Annotated in this window: 11 protein-coding genes and 1 pseudogene; 5 read left to right on the forward strand and 7 right to left on the reverse strand. The window is 75.2% G+C overall.

Annotated features, from left to right (window positions below; all coding sequences use genetic code 11):
• The first annotated feature begins 151 nt into the window (after positions 1-151).
• The 3 genes from ACWCYO_RS24510 (at position 152) to ACWCYO_RS24520 (ending at position 3,465) form a co-directional block, all read left to right on the forward strand.
• Complete coding sequence (locus tag ACWCYO_RS24510) at positions 152-1,696, forward strand: acyl-CoA synthetase family protein (protein WP_270149135.1); 1,545 nt, start codon at positions 152-154, stop codon at positions 1,694-1,696.
• A gap of 69 nt (positions 1,697-1,765) precedes the next feature.
• Positions 1,766-2,041, forward strand: coding sequence for a hypothetical protein (locus ACWCYO_RS24515; protein ID WP_449785391.1), 276 nt, complete (start codon positions 1,766-1,768; stop codon positions 2,039-2,041).
• 251 nt (positions 2,042-2,292) lie between these two features.
• Positions 2,293-3,465, forward strand: a complete 1,173-nt coding sequence (locus ACWCYO_RS24520) for an ROK family protein (protein WP_449785392.1) — start codon at positions 2,293-2,295, stop codon at positions 3,463-3,465.
• Between the two features lie 40 nt (positions 3,466-3,505).
• On the opposite strand, the gene ACWCYO_RS24525 is transcribed toward ACWCYO_RS24520, so the two are convergent.
• Both ACWCYO_RS24525 and ACWCYO_RS24530 read right to left on the reverse strand, forming a co-directional pair.
• Positions 3,506-3,934: a hypothetical protein gene (locus ACWCYO_RS24525; RefSeq protein ID WP_270149130.1), complete on the reverse strand. Its 429-nt coding sequence runs from the start codon at positions 3,932-3,934 to the stop codon at positions 3,506-3,508.
• A gap of 124 nt (positions 3,935-4,058) precedes the next feature.
• Entirely contained in the window at positions 4,059-4,805 is a 747-nt protein-coding gene (locus ACWCYO_RS24530) for a GntR family transcriptional regulator (RefSeq protein ID WP_449785393.1), read from the reverse strand.
• Positions 4,806-5,161: 356 nt separating this feature from the next.
• Between ACWCYO_RS24530 and ACWCYO_RS24535 the strand changes: the two genes are divergently transcribed.
• Positions 5,162-5,965, forward strand: a complete 804-nt coding sequence (locus tag ACWCYO_RS24535) for an exodeoxyribonuclease III (RefSeq protein ID WP_270149128.1) — start codon at positions 5,162-5,164, stop codon at positions 5,963-5,965.
• A 274-nt stretch (positions 5,966-6,239) separates the two neighbouring features.
• Positions 6,240-6,440: a transposase gene (locus tag ACWCYO_RS24540; protein ID WP_449785394.1), complete on the forward strand. Its 201-nt coding sequence runs from the start codon at positions 6,240-6,242 to the stop codon at positions 6,438-6,440.
• Positions 6,441-6,496: 56 nt separating this feature from the next.
• Here ACWCYO_RS24540 and ACWCYO_RS24545 read toward each other — a convergent pair.
• The 5 genes and pseudogenes from ACWCYO_RS24545 to ACWCYO_RS24565 form a co-directional block, all read right to left on the reverse strand.
• A pseudogene (locus ACWCYO_RS24545) lies at positions 6,497-6,988 on the reverse strand (DUF317 domain-containing protein); the annotation flags it as partial.
• A gap of 54 nt (positions 6,989-7,042) precedes the next feature.
• Positions 7,043-7,621: a LuxR C-terminal-related transcriptional regulator gene (locus ACWCYO_RS24550; protein WP_270151404.1), complete on the reverse strand. Its 579-nt coding sequence runs from the start codon at positions 7,619-7,621 to the stop codon at positions 7,043-7,045.
• Between the two features lie 465 nt (positions 7,622-8,086).
• Positions 8,087-10,990, reverse strand: a complete 2,904-nt coding sequence (locus tag ACWCYO_RS24555) for an ATP-binding protein (RefSeq protein ID WP_270149127.1) — start codon at positions 10,988-10,990, stop codon at positions 8,087-8,089.
• Positions 10,991-10,993: 3 nt separating this feature from the next.
• Entirely contained in the window at positions 10,994-13,930 is a 2,937-nt protein-coding gene (locus tag ACWCYO_RS24560) for a helix-turn-helix transcriptional regulator (RefSeq protein WP_449785395.1), read from the reverse strand.
• A 281-nt stretch (positions 13,931-14,211) separates the two neighbouring features.
• Positions 14,212-17,046 carry an AAA family ATPase gene (locus tag ACWCYO_RS24565; RefSeq protein ID WP_449785396.1) on the reverse strand — a complete coding sequence of 945 codons (2,835 nt, stop codon included), beginning with the start codon at positions 17,044-17,046 and terminating at the stop codon, positions 14,212-14,214.
• Positions 17,047-17,447 lie beyond the last annotated feature (401 nt).

Raw genomic sequence — 17,447 nt, forward strand, 5'->3', positions numbered from 1 at the left:
AAGTTCCGACGCCTTCGCACCCGGATCCTTCCCACCGCTTGGCTGGCCGATATGAAAATCATTACGGAATTTTGACTCGGCAGCGACCGCTTCGGGCCTGCACGCATGGTTCAGTAGTGCGGCTTCTCCCCCGCACCCCGGAGTGATCACCTTGGCCTCGACCCCTGCGCTGGTCAGCGCGCTGCGCGAGCTCGGCGACCGGCCCGCCGTCGTCGCCGACGGACGCTCGATCAGCGGCATCGGCCTGCTGCTCGGCGTCTCCCCGCCGGGCGGCCTGCCCCGGGCCCTCGCCGCACGCGTCGCCGAACACGCCGCCCTGCCGCCCTCCGCCGCCCGCGCCGCCGAGGACCGGCTGCGCCACTGGGCCGGCGTCCTCGGCCCGCCGCCGATCCGGCACACCGTGCTCCACCCGGCCACCGACCTCGCCGTCGAACTCGCCCTCGCCACCCTGCTGGCCGGCGGCACCGTGCACTGCGCCGACCCCGACCAGCGGCCCGAACAGCAGCTCACCGCCCTCGCCGCCAACGGCACCACCCACCTCAGCCTGCCCTCCGCCCTGCTCTGGCAGCTCAGCCGCCAGCCCGGCCTGGCCGAGCACGACCTCGCCGCGCTGCGCCTGGTCCTGCACGTCGGGCCCGAACCCCGGCAGGACGACGTGTACGCCGCCGTCGACGCCCTCGGCGCCGTCCTCGCCCACGTCCGCGCCCCGCACAGCCAGGCCGAGGCCGCCGACCGCCGACTGCGCGCCGCCACCGAGGCCGCCACCGCCGCCGCCTGGAAGTACAGCATCGGCATCACCGCCGAACAGATCACCGAGTTCGGCGCCCACCTCGACCGGGCCGTCCTCACCGCCCTGCTGCACGCCCTCCAGCAGACCGGCGTGCTCACCGACCCCGCCCGCGGCTGGTCGGAACCCGAACTCCTCGCCACCGCCCTGGTCACCCCCGCCCAACGCCCCCGGGTCGCCCGCTGGCTCGACGCCCTCGCCCGGCACGGCCTGATCACCCGCCAGGACGGCGGCGCCCAGGGCCCGCTCTTCCACGGCGCCCCCGAACTCACCGCCGCCGAGGTCCGGGACGCCTGGCGGCCCGCCGTCGAGACCTGGACCGACGGCCTGGGCACCGCCACCGTCCTGGACCGGGTCCGGCGCGGCGCCCTGCGCCTGCCCAAGCTGCTCACCGGCGAGGAGGCGCCCCGCCCCGCCGCCGCCCCGGTCCGCTGGGCCGCCGCCCGCGGCTACCTCGGCGCCGCGCTCGGCGCCCTGGTGCGCGCCACCGCCGAGGCCCACGACGGGCCGAAGACACTGCGGGTGCTCGAACTCGACCGCGACGGCGCCGAGACCGCGATCGCCCGCGCCCTGGCCGCCCGGCCCCGGCAGAACGCCGACCATCACCTCGCCCCCGACGGCGGACGCTACGACGTCGTGGTCGCCACCGCCGGCGGCCACCCGGAGGAGGAGGTCCCGGCGCTCGTCGAACTGCTCGCCCCCGGCGGCCGGCTGCTGCTGCTCGCGCCGGTCACCGAACAGCTCGACCTGCTGATCACCGGCGATCCCCGGGGCCTCACCGCCCACCCGGCCGACCACTGGCGGGCCGCCCTCACCGCCGCCGGCTGCCCGACCGTGCTCACCCTGCCGGAGGACGGGCACCCGATGGGGCTGCTCGGGCAGGGGCTGTTCGTCGCGCGGGTCGACTGACCGCACGGATCGACCGAGCGGATCGGGAGCGGGCTGAACCGCAGCCGTCCCCGGGCTACGATCGGGCGCATGGCCGCTTCCGTGCGTTCGATCCGCTCCCGGGCCTCACTCGGCTCGATCGGCTCCATCGGCTCCATCGGCTCGCTGCTGTCCATCGGCTCGGTCGGATCCGTGCTCTCGATCGGCTCGGTCGGCAGCGTGCTGTCCATCGGCTCGGCCGGCTCGGTCCTCAGCGGGTTCTCGGCGTGCTCCTGGCTGAGCGTCGGCTCCCTGCTGTCGGTGCGTTCGCTCTGGTCGGTACGGGGCCGGCGCCCAGGGCAGCGCCCGTCCGTGGCCGGCCGGTGAAGCAAGGGTCACGCACCGCCACCCGATCCGTACCATTTCGATACCGAAGCCCGGGTGAGCTGCGGGAATCCTCGCCGCGCCGGGCACTCCCCGGGTAGGCTCCCGACTGCTTCCTCCGGCCCTGGTGCAGGTGGCCCCAGCGCCGCCCGCGCCTGCCTGCCGGGGGCAGACCCCCGCGGGCCACTCGGTGGGCTCCGCGGCACTCGACACCGCGCACCGGGGCAGTCGCGCGAACGGCGAAGGGCATCGCATTGGCGGATCGGCTCACCGGAGGAGACTCCTCGCTGCTGCGGCGGATCAACGCGGCGGTCACGCTTCGGGCGCTGCGGACCGGCCACTCCGTGACCCTCACTCAGCTCGTCGGCGAGACCGGACTCTCCCGGCCGACCGTCGAGGGCGTGATCGAGGGCCTGGTCGAGACCGGACTGGTCGCCGAGGTCGAGCAGCCCCGGGAGGACGGCCAGCCCGGCACCGGCCGCCGCGGCCGCCGCGGCCGCCCGGCTCGCTGGTTCCGCTTCCGCGCCGAGGCCGGGCACATCCTCGGCATCGAGATCGGCGTGCACGACATCCGGATCGTCCTCGCCGACCTCACCGGCGAGGTGGTGGGCAGTCACTTCAAGCCGGTCGACGAGACCCTGGACGCCGAGGAGCGGCTCACCGCCGTCCGCACCGCCGTCGCCGAAGTCCTGCGCAAGGCCGGCATCTCCCGGGACAACCTGTGGGCCGTCGGCATCGGCACCCCCGGCATCGTCGACCGCGAGGGCACCATCCGGCTCGGCACCGCGATGCCCGGCTGGACCGGCCTCGACCTCGGCGCCCGACTGCGCCGCTCCTTCCGCTGCCCCGTCCTGATCGAGAACGACGCCAACCTCGCCGCCATCGCCGAACACTGGCAGGGCGCGGCCGTCGGCGCCGACGACGTGGTCTTCGTGATGGCCGGCCTCAGCCCCGGCGCCGGATCGCTCATCAACGGCAAGCTGCACCGCGGCTACGGCGGCGCCGCCGGCGAGATCGGCGCCCTGCACCTGCTCGGCCAGGAAGTCACCCCGGAGAAGCTGCTCTCCACCACCGGCAAGCCGCTCAACCCCCTCGACGAGGCGGCCGTCGCCCGCGTCCTGCGGCTCGCCCGGGAGGGCGACGAGGTGGCCAAGGTCGCCATGGACCGCTTCCTGACCAGGCTCGTCCAGGGCGTCGCCGCCCTGGTGCTGGCCATCGACCCCCGACTGGTGGTCATCGGCGGCTGGGCGGCCGGCCTCGACGGCGTCCTGGAACCCCTGCGCGAACGCCTCGCCCAGTTCACCCTGCGCGCCCCCGAGGTGGCCCTGGCGGCCCTCGGCTCGGAGGTCGTCTCGATGGGCGCCCTCCGGGTCGCCCTGGACCACGTGGAGGACCAGCTCTTCGCGGTGGATCCACCGCGGGTGTGAGGCAGGCGGCCCAGCGCGGCTCAGGGTGGGCCGGGTTGGCTCAGGGCGCCGCGAAGTCCGGGTCGGTCAGGTCGAGGGTGACGGCGGTGCCCCAGTCGTTGACGAAGGTCGCCAGCGGCCAGTCGACCGTCGCCCGGACGAACGGGTTGCCGGTCGAGGTGGTCAGCAGCCACACCAGCTCACGGTCCGGACCGAGCCGGCCGATGAACCCCAGGTGCCCGAGGCCGCCGTCGCCGCAAAGCAAGTAGCCGCGCCCGTCCGGCAGTTCGGTCTCGCTGTTGATCCCGGCCGAGCCCGCGTCCCACGGCGGACCGGCCGCCAGCTCCGCCACGTCCACCGGCTCGCCCAGCTCCAGCCGGAGGTGCTCCGAGCCGTCGAAGTCCGCCTCCCGGGCCGTGCCGTCCGCCCGGAACAGGCAGTCGAACGCCAGCACCTCACCCCTCGCCCACCACTCCAGCACCGGGTTCACCGGCCCGCCTCCCTCCGTCAGCGCCCCGCCGCACGCTACCCGGTCGCCGACGTCTCGGCCAACGACAAAGTCCCGGAGGCCAGTTGGGCCTCCGGGCCGTTGTCTGAGGGTGTCGGAGAGTGGTTCAGGAGGCGGTACGGACCTCGGGGGTCGCGCCGACCGGGGTGACCTCGACCAGGCCGGTCTCGCCGAAGGTCAGCTTGCAGGTGTCCGCGCGGTAGGTGGAGACGGCGAGCGCGACCAGGCGACCGGCCGAGGCGTACTGGGTGGTCATGACCAGCACCGGGGTGCCCGGGGGGCGCTCCAGCAGCACGGCCTCGTCGGCCTCGGCGACGCCGAGCTCGACGGCGCGGGACTCGCCGTCCACCTCCAGGCGCTCCAGCTGGCGCAGCACCGAGCGGGCGCGGTCGCTCTCGGCGCGGAAGCCCGGCAGGTGCGGCAGAGCGGAGGCCGGGACGTGCAGCGACTCGGTGGCCATCGCGCGGCCCTCGACCAGGCGGACCCGGCGGACGGTGTGCACGGTGGCGCCCTCGGCGATGCCGAGGTCCTTGGCCAGCTGCGCGGCGGCCGGCGCGGTGGTGCAGTCCACCGTGCGCCAGGCCTGGCTGCGCCCGGCGCCGGGCCAGCCCTCCTCCTGCCGGTTGACCGGGACGCCTACCCGCGGGGCGGCGATCAGGGTGCCGATCCCCCGGCGGCGGACCAGCCGGCCCTCCAGCTCCAGCTGGTCCAGGGCCTGCCGCAGCGTCGCCCGGGCCACCCCGAAGCGGGCGGAGAGCTCGCGCTCGTTCGGCAGGACCTGCCCGGTGGAGAACTCCGAGTCGATGGCCCGCAGCAGTACCGTGCGCAGGTGCCAGTACTTCGGTTCCGGCACCGTCGAAAGCCGTCCTGTCGTCCCGACCGTGCCCACCGCGTCCTCCACCTGGTCCTGTCCGCCCTACGACAAGGAGGGCGGATCCCCGGCCCGCTGCCCGCTGTTGCGGCAGGTGGGAGAGCGGGCCTTTATCCGTCCTTCTTTATTAAAGGTCCTTGCAGTAAGCGACCCTAGGTGCTCCGTGCGGAGATGGTCAAGACCAATGGCGGGGCTTGATACGGCCGTCGCGAACGTTCATGCCCCGTTCACGACAACCCCCGCAGACGGCCCGCAGACGGCCCGCGGACGGCCTGCGGACCGCCCCTCGCCGCGCGTCACGCTTCGGGGCGGACACGCCCAATGGGTAGGCTGCCCGGGTGATCGTGGTGACGAGTGTGAACGTGAACGGAATCCGGGCCGCCGCCAAGAAGGGCTTCGTCGAATGGCTGGCCGGCACGGAGGCGGACGTGATCTGTCTCCAGGAGGTGCGCTCGGAGCCCGGGCAGCTGCCCGTCGAACTGCGCGACCTGGACGGCTGGCACGCGGTCTGGGCCCCGTCCGTCGCCAAGGGCCGGGCCGGCGTCGCGATCCTCTCCCGCCAGGAACCGCAGCGCACCACGATCGGATTCGGGTCGGAGGAATTCGACGATTCGGGCCGATACGTCGAAATCGACCTGCCGGGCCTGACCATCGCCAGCCTCTACCTCCCCTCCGGCGAGGTCGGCACCGAGCGCCAGGACGAGAAGGAACGCTTCATGGCGGAATTCCTCCTCCACCTCACCGCCCTGCGCGCCCGCGCCGCCGCCGACGGCCGCGAGGTGGTGGTCTGCGGCGACTGGAACATCGCCCACCGCCCCGAGGACCTCAAGAACTGGAAGGCCAACCAGAAGTCCGCCGGCTTCCTCCCCGAGGAACGCGCCTGGCTCTCCCGCGTCTACGACGAGGCCGGCTACGTCGACGTCGTCCGCGCCCTCCACCCCGACCGCACCGGCCCCTACTCCTGGTGGTCCTACCGCGGCCGCGCCTTCGACAACGACTCGGGCTGGCGAATCGACCTGCATTGTACAACGCCCGGCATCGCCGCCAAGGCGGTCGAGGCCTACGTCGAACGCGCCGCCACGCATGCCGAACGCTGGTCCGACCACGCGCCCGTGACGGTCGTTTACGACCACAACGTCTGATGAGGTGAAGCAGCTGGGCCACCCCGAGCTCGGAGCAGGCGCGGGTGGCCCACCTGCGCCATGTGGCGGAAGACCTATGAACCACCGCCGCGTCAGCGGGCAGCAGCTGTGGGCGTTGTGCTACGCGGCCGGAGACAACGGACCACCCCGCGTCGGCGGGGGGGCACGCGTTGGACGTTGGTCACAGTTGAACGTCCCTGGACCCCCGCGTCGGCGGGGAGCACATTTTGCGACCTGCGGGTCAGGAGCGTTTTTGCTCATTCTTTGCTGTGGCATGCGCCGCTGCCGCTACCGAGGCCAGCCGAAAGCCCACCTACAGCACGTACTCACAGCCATCGCCGTCAACATCGAACGGCTCAGCGGCCGACCAGTCACCGACGAAGCCCCGTCACCGAGACCGCCGACTGCCTTCCAGACCTTCCTGGACGATAACGACGTCCCGCGGCCGAAGCCCTGGCGAACCCTTGGCACTTGAGCCCAATCATCCAAGATCCCCGACAGAGTCAAGCTGAGGCGTTCGACCGGGGCGCGGCTGGTGAGCGCGGTGGTGGCAGCGTTGAGCAGTGGGGCGGGGATGGTGGGGGACATCTCGATGTACCAGCCCTGTTTGGTGCCGGGGCCGAGGGTGCCGCCGCTGATCACCCAGTCGCCGTTGGCTCCGGCTGCGAGGGCGAGTGGGTCGATGGTGCGGGTGACGGAGGCCATCTCGCCGTCGGGCGCGAGCCAGGAGATGTGGCCGGGGACGTTGTCCTCGAACCACCCGGCGGCGGTGAGCGGGGCCAGGCCGGAGTCTGGGCTGGTGGAGCGGTTGAACAGGGTCGTCGGCCGGGTGTTGAGGCTGTCGACGAGTTCGGTGAGCGTAGCGAGAGGTGCGGAAGTAGTCGCAGCCTTCCAGCGCGCTCCAGCTGTCCTACGCGTGTTTCGAGTCCGGCGGGAGTTTGGACGTAGCCCGGCCGGCCCCGGCGTGCGCACACGCCGGGGCCGGCCGCGGTCACACCGACGGCACCCGACGGGAATCAGCATCCCCTGCTGGGACCACCACCGTTCCCCCCACCGTCGCAACGGGCCCGACAGCCGCTACTTCACGAAACTCTCCACGACCTTCGGCGGCCAGACGCCGACCTTGAGCGCGCCCATCGAGTAGGCGCGCGATACCAGGGCGGCCCTGTTCGGGACGCGCAGCTTCCGCAGCAGGCAGGTGACGTGGTACTCGACGCCCTGACGGCTGAGGTAGAGCCGGGCGGCGAGCGGCACGGTGGAGACCCCGGCCGCGATGCCCTCCAGGATCCGGGCGTCGATCTCGCTGAGCAGCTTCTTCCGGCCGGCCACCACCTCGGACTCGGTCGTCTCGCCGTCACGGTTGGGCATCATGACCATGATCGAGGACTCGTCGGGCAGGCCGCCTCGGACCATCAGGGCGGTGAGCGGGACGGTGAAGGTCTCCTCGTCAGGGCCTATCGCTATGACGTCGGTGGCGAAGCGGTCGCGGCGGCCCTCGATGAGGCCGGAGAACTGGCGCAGCAGCGGCTGCTGGACGCTCGGGTGGACGAGTTCGCTGAACGTCCGGCCGCACAGCTCGGACGAGGTGCGGCCGAACTGCCAGAAGAAGGCCTCGTTGGCCTGTCGGATGGTGAGGGTGCGGTCGAGCTGGGCCATGAGACCGGCCTGGTCGGTGACCGGACGGACCTGCGGCGCCGCGTCGTGACCTGGCTCTCGATCGCACACGATGGTCCGAGCGGAATCGGCCAGGGCGGAAGAGGAGATGACCATGGCAGTCGGATCCCTTCGAGGGCGCGGGTGCGGTTCTGAATGTCCGCGGGAATGCCGGCCGTTGCATTCGGGACGTGGCCTGACTCGAACGGCGCGATTCGCGGTGAACTCTGCTTCGACTCTAGGGACCGCCGATCCGGCCGGTCAACGGCGTGCGGGCTGGTCCGGTCCAATCCTGTGGGCGTGGGGCGGGTGGTTCGGTGTGGACTCGCGGGGTTCGGCGGGTCGTTCGGTACGGTCCGCGTCATTGCAGGTCAGAGCTGGTTCGGTAGGGTTCGGTGTCGGTTCGGCGGACACGAGTTCGATTCGCTGGGGGCCGGCCGGCCGGGCTCTGCGGTGCCATCGTCCGAATCAGACGCGAACAACTGGTTCGGCCTCACACAGAACCGCGACGAGTTCCCGGCGCCCGGAAATGCCGAGCTTCCGATAGGAATTCGTCAAGTGCTTCTCCACGGCCCGCACGCTCACCCGCAGTTCGGCCGCGATCTCCTGATTCGTCAGACCGCGTCCGACGAGGTCGGCCACCCGGCGCTCGGACGCGGTCAGCACCACGTCCACCGGCGCGCCGGCCGCCCGGCCCGGATCGGCCCCGGACCGCTCCTCCGACCACCCGGCGTCGCACGCGGCGGCCAGCCGGGCGGCCTCCCGGCGCACCGCCGCGGCCTCGGCACCGCCGCTGAGGCGGCGGCCCAGGTCACGCAGGGCACGGGCGCGTTCCAGTTCGTCGGCCGAACGGCGCAGCACGTCGACCGACTCGCGCAGCAGGTCGACGGCCTGTCCGCCGCCCGCTAGGGACGCCTGCAGTCGCAGGGCACGGCCCAGTGCCACCGGGGCCCCCCAGGCCTCGGCGCGGGCGAGTTCCTCGTTGATCAGCGCGCGGGCGGCGAAGTCGTCGCCGATCCGGTGTGCCAGGCCGACCGCCCACGGGCGCCACGGGAACAGCACCGGGTTGCGCCACCCCGCGGACTCCAGTTCGCGCCCGCAGGTGAGGACGGTGTCCAGGGCGGCGATCGGATCACCGTGCTGGGCCTGCTGGCGGGCGCGGAGCAGGCCCAGCATCGCCGCCGGGGCGGCGCCGGTCGGCCAGCGGCGGTCCGCGTCGGCCAGGACCCTGCTGCCCAGCGGCAGGTCACGTGCCGCGAGCGCGACCGCGGCGAGGGCCACCGTGGCCAGACCGTCGCCGTCGGGCCCACCGGCCTCGGCACGCAGGCGGGCACGCTCGGCCTGCTCCCGGGCGAGGGCGAGCCTGCCCCGGGCGAGGTGGACGAGCGCCTGTTCGGCGTGGCCCGGCGCGGAGTCCTCGGTGGAGCCGCGCGGGTGCCGGGCGCGTTCGCCCGCTGCGAGCCAGGACTCCAGAGCGCCCGGGGCGTCCGCGCCGACCAGCGTGGTCACCAGCAGCGGCACGACGGAGTGGGGGCTGCGGAGGGTGGCCGGCTCGCGCTCGAGGATCCGCTCGGCCAATCCGGCTAGTTCGGCCGCCGGACGCCCGGCGCCGAGCGTCGCGGCGTGCAAAAGGACGGCCAGCAGCTCGCGCTCGCCGCGCGAGCACACCGCCGGCTCCATGACGCCGAGGCGGCGCATCGAGTCGGCGAGCCGGGCCGGGTCACGGCAGTCCGCGTGGCGCAGCCGGGCCTCCAGGCGCAGCGCGGCCTCGCGGGCGACGCCGTCGAGGGTGTCCGGGTCGCCGAGTTCGCTGGCGACCCAGCGCAGCACGGCGGTGGTGGTCGGGCTCGCGGCGCGCAGGAAGTTGGGGGGCAGTTGGAGCGCGGCGGCGGCGCGCTCACGGGCGGTGGCAAGCAACGGGATGGCCTGCGCGATGTGCCGCTCGCACGCCGACCGATTGAACGGCCGCTCGGCGACGGCCAGTTCGACCAGCAACCGGGCGCGCTCGGGGTCGCCGTCGGGGACGTCGAGCAGCGCGCGGCGCAGGTAGCGGGTGGCCAGGGCGGGCTCACCCCGGCGCAGCGCGGTGTCGGCGGCGCTGCGCAGGACGGCGCCCGACCACGGGTGCCGGGAGGCGGCGACGGCCATGAGCTGGTGCGCCACCTCCTCGGCCGGCCGACCGGCGTCGTACAGGACGGCGGCGGCTCCCTCGTGCCTGCGCTGGCGCTCACCGGCGCTCATCGAGGCTTCGACGGCGTCCCGAACGACGGGGTGCACGAAGGCGGCGCGGTGCGGGTCGGGCAGCAGGCCGAGGTGGTGCAGGGCGCGCAGGGCGGCGGCGCAGCCGACCGGGTCCAAGCCGGCGAGGCGGCCGACGAGCACGGTGTCGCCCGGCTCGCCGAGGGTGGCGATCGCGGCGGCGAGGTCGCGGACGGGCCGGCCCTGGGCGCGCAGGCAGGTCACGATGCGGTCGCGCAGGCGCCCAGGACGCAGGGTTCGGGCGGTTCCGGCGTGGTCGCGGGTCGGACGGGCCGTGGCGGCGAGGGCGTCGAGCAGAGCGACCAGAAAGAGGGGGTTGCCTGCGGCGGCCCGGTGGCAGGCCTCGGCGAACTCGGGGGCGATGTCGTCGGGTCCGGTTCCACCGATGTCCGAGCGGTCGGTGTGAGGTTGGTCGGCGACCGAGCCGAGTGTCTCGGACCCGATGACCTCCGGCCGGCGCGGCGCGGTGAAGCGCTCACGGATCAGCGCGAGGGTGGCGCTGGGCGACAGGGGCGCGAGCCGCAGTTCGCGGGCGGTGTCGGCGACCTCCCGGACCAACGGGTCCCAGGAGCCCTGGTCGCCGTCGCGCAGCGTGGAGACCACGACGACGCGCAGGTCGTCGAGGCGCGCGGTGAGGTGACCGAGCCAGCGCAGGGACGGGCCGTCGACCCACTGGAGGTCGTCGACCAGCAGCAACCGCGTCGTGCCGGGGTCGAGTTCGGCGAGCAGACGGCGCAGGTCCTCGACGACGGCTCCGGTCGGCCCGGCAGCGTCGGGGACGGCGTCGTCGAGAACGGGTCGGGCGGCGCCGGCCCGGGCGAGCCACCTCTCCCGGTCGTCGGCGGGCAGCACGGCGAGCAGGCTGTCGAACACCTGGCGGACGACGCCGAAGGCGAAGTCCTGCTCCATGGGGGCGGCGTCGGCCCGCAGGACCCGGACGGGGGGATGGCCGGCGGGGCCGGGTCGTCCGGAGGGATCGGCGAGTGCGCGGAGTAGGGCCGAGCGTCCGATGCCGACGGGACCGGTGAGCAGCAGGTGCGCCGAGCGGCCCTCGGCGGCGTCGCACAGGGCCCGGCGTACCGCGGCGAGTTCGGTGTCCCGGTCGTGGAGCATCGTTCACTGTCCTTCCATGGCACGGACCAGCGCCCGCAGTTCGGGGCGGCCGTGGATGCCGAGCTTGAGGTAGGCCCGTTTGAGTCGGAGTTCGACCGCGCGGACGGAGACGGCGAGCAGCGCGGCGATGTCCCGGTTGCTGTGACCGCGGCCCGCCAGTTCGGCGGTGTGCCGCTCGGTGGACGTGAGGCTCTCCCAGCGCGGGTCCGCGGGGTGGACGACGCCGTGGTCGAGGGTCCCGGCCAGGTCGCGGGCGCGCGCGGCCATCGGGCCGGCCGGGTGCCGGGCCGTCAGCACGCAGAGTTCGGCAAGGGAACGCTCGGCGGCGTGCCGGTTGCCGCCCTCGGCGAGTTCGACGGCGGCGAGTTCGGCGAGCGCCCGCACGTAGCCGGGACCGGCCGGTCCGCACCGCAGCGCGTCCGCCGCGGCCGAGCGGATCCCGGCGAGCCTGCCCGGCCGGTCCGCCACCTGCTGGGCGCTGAGTTCGGCCCAGCCGATCGTGATCGGGGCGCCCCAACGGTGGGCGAGCCGCAGCTCCTGCTGGCTCAGGCGGACGGCCTCGTCCGGCTCGCCCAGGGCGTGGTGGGCCAGCGCCGCGACCGAACGCCACGGGAGGAGTGCCGGGTTGAGCCGGTGCCGGCTGAGCAGGCGGCGGCCGCACTCCCGCAGGAGTTCGGCCGCCTCGGTCGGACGGCCCGACCCGAGCGCCACGGCGGCCCGCGCGAAGAGCAGGTGCGCCCAGTGCTCGCTCGCCTCGGCGCCCGCGGGAAGCGGTGCCACCGCCCGTTCGCGGGCTCGCTCGCGGCGGCCGCTCTCGAGGTCGACGAGGATCCCGACGGCACGCAGGTACGGAGCGACGGTCTCGAACCGGCCGAGCAGGCGCAGTGCGCGCTCCCCCTCGGCGACGTCGCGGTCGGCGGGCTCCAGACGGCCACGCCTGAGGTTGAGTTCGGCGCGCAGCGCGAGCACGTGCGGGGCGGCCAGCCGCAAGCGGTTCCCGGACAGACGGCGCAGCAGACGGTCCAGGCCCGCCTGTGCCTCGTCATGGGCGTCGGCGAGGCACAACGTCCGACAGGCCGCGAGCCACGGCTGGACGAGCGGGCCGTCACAGGCGTCGTCCCCCAGGGAGCCACCGTCCGCGGCGAGGGCCGTCCGGGCCAGCGCACCGGCCAGGTCCAGTCGACGGCCGGCGACGGCGAGCTGCCACGCCCGAACCGCCGCCTGCGCGGGTGCCGTGGGACAGGGCGGCAACGGCGGCAGCTCGGGCAGCGGCAGGGCGGACTCGCCGTCGTCGGCCGGGCCGGCGCACCAGAAGAGCGCGAGCAGCTCGTCGTGGCACGGCGCGTCCGGCCGCGGCAGCGTCTCGGCGACGGCCCGGCGCACGACGGTGGTGGCGCCGCCGGTGAGCCCGAGATCGGCGGCGCGCACCCGCAGGGCGGCGGCGGGGGCCGTGGAGGCCGGGCGCGGGACCTCGCCGGAGGCACGGGGGGCGGAAGCCGGCGCTGGGCGGGGGGCGGCTTCCGCCCCCGCGCCGTGCTCGGCGGCAGCCGGGTGCGGGGGCACGGGCGAGCCCGCACCGGTGGGGGTGGCGTACGGTGGCGGGTCCGCACGTGCCCCGCGGTCCGGACGGCGGAGGATCGCGTCGACGATGTGTTCACCGGCCTCGGGTTCGCCGATCAGGTGGGTGGCGGCGAGTTCGAGGGTGAGCCGGGCTTGTTCGGCCGGCGCCGGGCGCTCGGCGAGGGCGCGTCCGAGCAGGGCTGCGGCGTGCCGGTGGTTCTGCCGTTGGGCGGCGGCCTCCGCGGCGGTCCGCAGGGCCCGGACGGCCCAGCTGCGGCCGACGGGGGCCGCGCCGAGCAGCAGGGCGGCCACCGCGACGTCGTCGGCGGCGGCCCGGTGGGCCAGTCCCGCCGCCCGGGTGTGGAGGTCGGCGCGCTCGGCCGCGGTCGCGGCGGCCAGGACGCGGGAGCGCAGCGTCGGGACGAGCAGTGGCTCGAGGCCGGGACCGGCGACGACACCGGGCAGCTCGGCGAGGACGGCGCGCAGCCGTGCCTCGTTCAGGGTGTCGAGGCCGGCGACGAGGCAGGTGAGCGGGAAGTCGAGCAGGTCACCGCACACGGCCAGCGCCCGCACCACGGCCACGACCTCCTCGTTCTGTCCGCGCAGTGCCCGCATCAGGTGGTCGCCGGTCACGGTGCCGCCGATGGCGGCGAGTTCGGGCACGCGGGCGAGGACGGGGCGGTGGCCGTCACGGGCGAACCGCCGCAGGATGTCGTCGAGGATCTCGGGGTGGCCGGCCGACAGGCGGCCCACGGCCGTGACGAACCCGTCCTCCCCCGGTACACCGCAGGCCCGCAGCACGGCGTCCGCGACGACGGTGCCGTCCAGCGGCCCGAGGACGAGACGGTGCACCGTGGCGACGCCGGGGGTCCCGGTCAGCAGGTCGTACCAGTCGGGGTCGGGCCACCCGAGGCGGCTGCCGCCGCACAGCACCACGAGCGGGACACCGGCCCAGCGCCTGGACAACGCGCCCAGCCAGTGCAGGGAGCCGGCGTCGAGCCACTGGGCGTCCTCCAGCGCCAGGACGGTCGGCAGGGTCCTGGCGGCACGCAGCAGGTCGGCGAGGCCCGACAGGGGGCCGGCTCCGCGACCGTCGAGGGGGTGGTGATCGAGCGGTCCGTGGAGGGAGCCCAGCCACTGGGCGACCGCCCCGGGAGCCAGTCCGGACTCGGCATGGGCGGCCCTGGCCCGCAGCACCCGGAGCCCCGCCCGCTCCGCCCGGGTGGCGGCCCACCGGACGAGCGCGTTCTGGCCGTAGCCGGGCGCGCCGGTGACGGTCACGACGACCGGGCGGCCGAAGTCGGCACGGTCGAGCACGGCGGCGAGGGCAGCGCGCTCGCGCTGCCGCGCGCCCGGCGCGCTCGCACTGGGCGGGGCCACGGGCGCCGCACCGGGGGCGGGCCCGCTCCCGCGGACGAGCGCTCCGGCGGCGGGGTCCGCAGCCTCGGCCGGGCGCGGAGCACCGGGGGCGGGCGGCGGCCCGGGATCTCCCGGGCCGCCGTCACCGGTCGGCCGGGCGGGTGACGGGGTCTCCGTGGGGTCGCAGGCCTCGCCCCACGGGCTCACAGGAACGTCGTTCATCCAGCTCACCCGGTTCTCGGGCTCCCTTGCCGTGTGAGGTGCGCCGAACCGGCGCGGAGCGGTGGTCGTCCGGTGGGCCGTCAGCCGGCCGGAGGCGGCTCTTCGGCCGCCCGGACGGCGCCGCGGCGGGCGCCGTCCAGGGCGGTCGCGAGTCCGTCCCGACGGGTGACGCCGAGTTTGCGGTAGACCCTGGTCAGGTGGGACTCGACGGTGCGCACGGTGACGAAGAGCGTGCGCGCGATCTGCCGGTTGCTCGCGCCGTCGACGGCGAGCCCGGCGACCCGGAGTTCGGCGCCGGTGAGCAGGCCGGCGGCCGAGGTGGCGATTTCGGGCATCCGGCCGCCCGCGGTGATCAGCAGGCGGCGCGCGGCCCCGGCGAGGCCGAGGGCCCCGCAGCCGCCGGCGACGGCGGTGGCGGTGCGCAGGTGTTCGCGGGCGCCGGCCGGGTCACCGGCGAGGAGCAGGGCGCGGCCGAGGCTGTACTCGGCCCGGGCGTGTTCGGCCCGGGCGGGCGAGGCGGCGAGGAGGTGGACGGCTTCGGCGAGACGGTCCAGGCCGGTCCGACCGGGGGCGAGCGCTCCCTCGGCCAGGGCGGCGAGGCCGAGTGCGCGGGCGGTGCCCCACCGGGCGGCGAGCTCGGCGCCGTGTTCGGCGAGGGCGCGGCCTTCGGTGGACCGGCGGACGGCCGCGAGGACGAGACACGAGTCGGCCCACCACGGGGCGAAGACCGGGTTGGTGACGCCCGCTTCGTCCTGGACCCGACCGCAGTCGCGCAGCAGGCGAAGGGCGGCGTCGGCGTCGCCGTGGGCCCAGCGGGCGCGACCGCGGGCCAGCAGGTGGAGTTGTTCCTCCAGCCCGGTGCCGCCCGCTCCCGGACGGTGGGTGCCGGAGAGGACGGCCTCCGCCCGGTGGGATTCCCCGCGGTCGACGAGGACCGCGGCGAGGACCGCCCGGGGAGCCGTCAGGCAGGCCTCGGAACCGGCCGTGGCGAAGTCGTCGATCGCGGCCCGGACAGCCGCCTCGGCTCCGGCGATGGCCCCGGCGCGGTACAGGACGAGGGCGCGGCCGGTGCCCGCGAGGGTGCGGGTCCACGGGCCGGCGCCGCGGGCGGCGCGGTCGAGGGCGGCCATCGCGGCGTCCGTCTCGTCGGCGAGGGCGAGGGCCGTCGCGGCGGTGATCAGCGGCCAGCCGGGGCAGGACGGGCCGGCGGCGTCGACCGCTCGGCGGGCCGCCTCGACGGCGAGGTCGCGCGAGTGCCCGGCGAGGGCCGCGCGCAGGGCGGCGAGAGCCTGTTCCTGGACGTTGGCGGCGTCGTCCTGGGCCACGGTGAAGGCGGCGCCGCGGGGCACCGGGAGGGTGGCGACGGCCGAGGCCCGGCCGCGGCCGGTGACGAGCAGGGCGGTGCGGACCTGCCAGCGCAGGCGCAGGCCCCAGCCCTCGTCCGGTCCGTCGAGGGCGCGTTCGAGGGCGTCGGCGAGTTCGGCGCGGTGGGCCGGGGCGAGCGGCACCGCGAGGCACGCCATGGCGCACTCGACGGCGATCCGGGCCCGGTCGGCGGGTTCGGCGGCGAGGGCGAGGGCGGCGCGGAACACCGGGACGGCGGCGAGCGGGTCGGTCTGGGCGAGGGCCACGGCCAGCCGCAGGCGCAGGCGGTGGTCCTCGGGAGTGGTGTCCAGGGCGCGGTGCAGGTAGTCGGCGGCCAGGGCGAAGGCGCCGCCGCGTTCAGCGGCCGTGGCGGCATCGCACAGGACGACGGCCATCCACGGCTGCGGGATGCCGGGGACTTCCATCAGGTGCCGGGCGACCTGCTCGGCCGGGCGACCCGCGTCGCTGAGCAACAGGGCCGCCTTGGCGTGCAGTTCGGCCGTCCGGAGGCCGTCGCCGGAGGCGAGGAGGGCGGTGCGGGCGGCCGGATGGACGTCGCCGTCGGCGGTGAGCGCGCCGCATTCCCCGAGCATCACCACGGTCTCGTCGGCGCGGTGCTCCGGGACGCCGGCGAGGCCGGCGACCAGGTCGGTGCGGGCGGTGCCGAGCACCGCGACGGCGGCCGCGGCGGCGCGGACGGTCGCGCACGCGGCGTCGAGCGCGGTGCGCACGGCGCGGGCTCGCGTGCGGGCGCCGAGTTCGGCGAGGCGGTCGGCGCCGGCGCCGTCCGGTCCGTGGCCGAGGGCGCCCAGCTCGTCGAGGATGTGGAGTGTGGTGCGCGGGTTGCCGCCGCACACCTCGACGAGGTGGTCGACGAAGGCGGGTTCGGCCGGAGCGGGCGACCACCGGCCGACGAGCCCGGCGACGGCGGCGCGGTCGAGCGGGGCGAGCGGCAGGGGACTGACGAACGGGTCCGCGGTGAGGTCGATCCAGGCCGCGGGGGCGGCAGGGCGGGCTCCGTCGCGGCGGGTGAGGGCGACGAGAAGCGGGAGCCCGGCGGAGCGCCGGAGGAGGAAGTCCAGCCAGCGGAGGGTGTGTTCGTCGCAGGCTTCGCCGTCGTCGAGGATCAGGACGAGCGGACGGTCCGTCATGACGCGGGCCGCGGCCCGGTACAGGCCGTGGAAGACGGGGCAGGCCTCCGCCGGATCGAAGGCGCGCGATTCCTGCCGGTCGGGCAGGTGTGCCGCCAGTGCCGCGCCGACCGAGGCGTCTGCGTCACCCGGTACCGTACCGGCCCCGGCGAAGAGGGCCCGCAGGCCCGAGTACCCCGCACGGTCCGGGCGCTCGCCGTGCAGGACGAGCGCGCCGTGCCGGATGGATTCGGCCCGCAGCTCCGCGAGCAGCCGGGTTTTCCCGATTCCGGCCGGGCCGGTGAGGACGACGCATCCTGCGTTTCCGCGGCGGCCTGACCCGGCGTGACCGGAAAGCGCCGCCAGTTCACTCGTGCGACCGAGAATGCTCCCCTGGTCGGGAATTACCGCCCTAGGCATCACAGAACCTTCACCCCCAAGCGCGGACGACCCCGCTTTCCCGACACCACCCCCGGACCGCACCACAATTGCGGTTGACAGGTACAACGGTACCCCGGGTCATCCGATCAAGAATGTATGGGACCCGTCAAGAACCGCAGCCACAGGTGAACGGCTTTCGGCCGCGACGCCCCCGCACCGCGCAGGGCCGATGAGCGCTCGCCACCTCGCCGGCACGCGGCCGGGACACCCAAGGAATATCGAACCTCCCGGTGGTTCGTCTTTACCACGGGGCCGCCGTCCAAACCCTCACGCACCTGGCCGATCGGGCCCGGCCCGCGGCGGGCCCGGCCCAGGACTAAGGAATTCCCGGCGCCGGGCGTGAGACCAAGGTGGGGTGCACCCAGCCGTCCCCGAGGAGT

The organism is Kitasatospora sp. NPDC001683 (genome assembly GCF_053596495.1).

Excerpts from the sequence above, each read along its gene's own strand:
- ACWCYO_RS24515 (WP_449785391.1), top strand. The coding sequence starts at position 1,766 with ATGGCCGCTTCCGTGCGTTCGATCCGCTCCCGGGCCTCACTCGGCTCG.
- ACWCYO_RS24550 (WP_270151404.1), bottom strand. The coding sequence starts at position 7,621 with ATGGCCCAGCTCGACCGCACCCTCACCATCCGACAGGCCAACGAGGCC.
- ACWCYO_RS24555 (WP_270149127.1), bottom strand. The coding sequence starts at position 10,990 with ATGCTCCACGACCGGGACACCGAACTCGCCGCGGTACGCCGGGCCCTG.
- ACWCYO_RS24540 (WP_449785394.1), top strand. The coding sequence starts at position 6,240 with ATGCGCCGCTGCCGCTACCGAGGCCAGCCGAAAGCCCACCTACAGCAC.
- ACWCYO_RS24565 (WP_449785396.1), bottom strand. The coding sequence starts at position 17,046 with ATGCCTAGGGCGGTAATTCCCGACCAGGGGAGCATTCTCGGTCGCACG.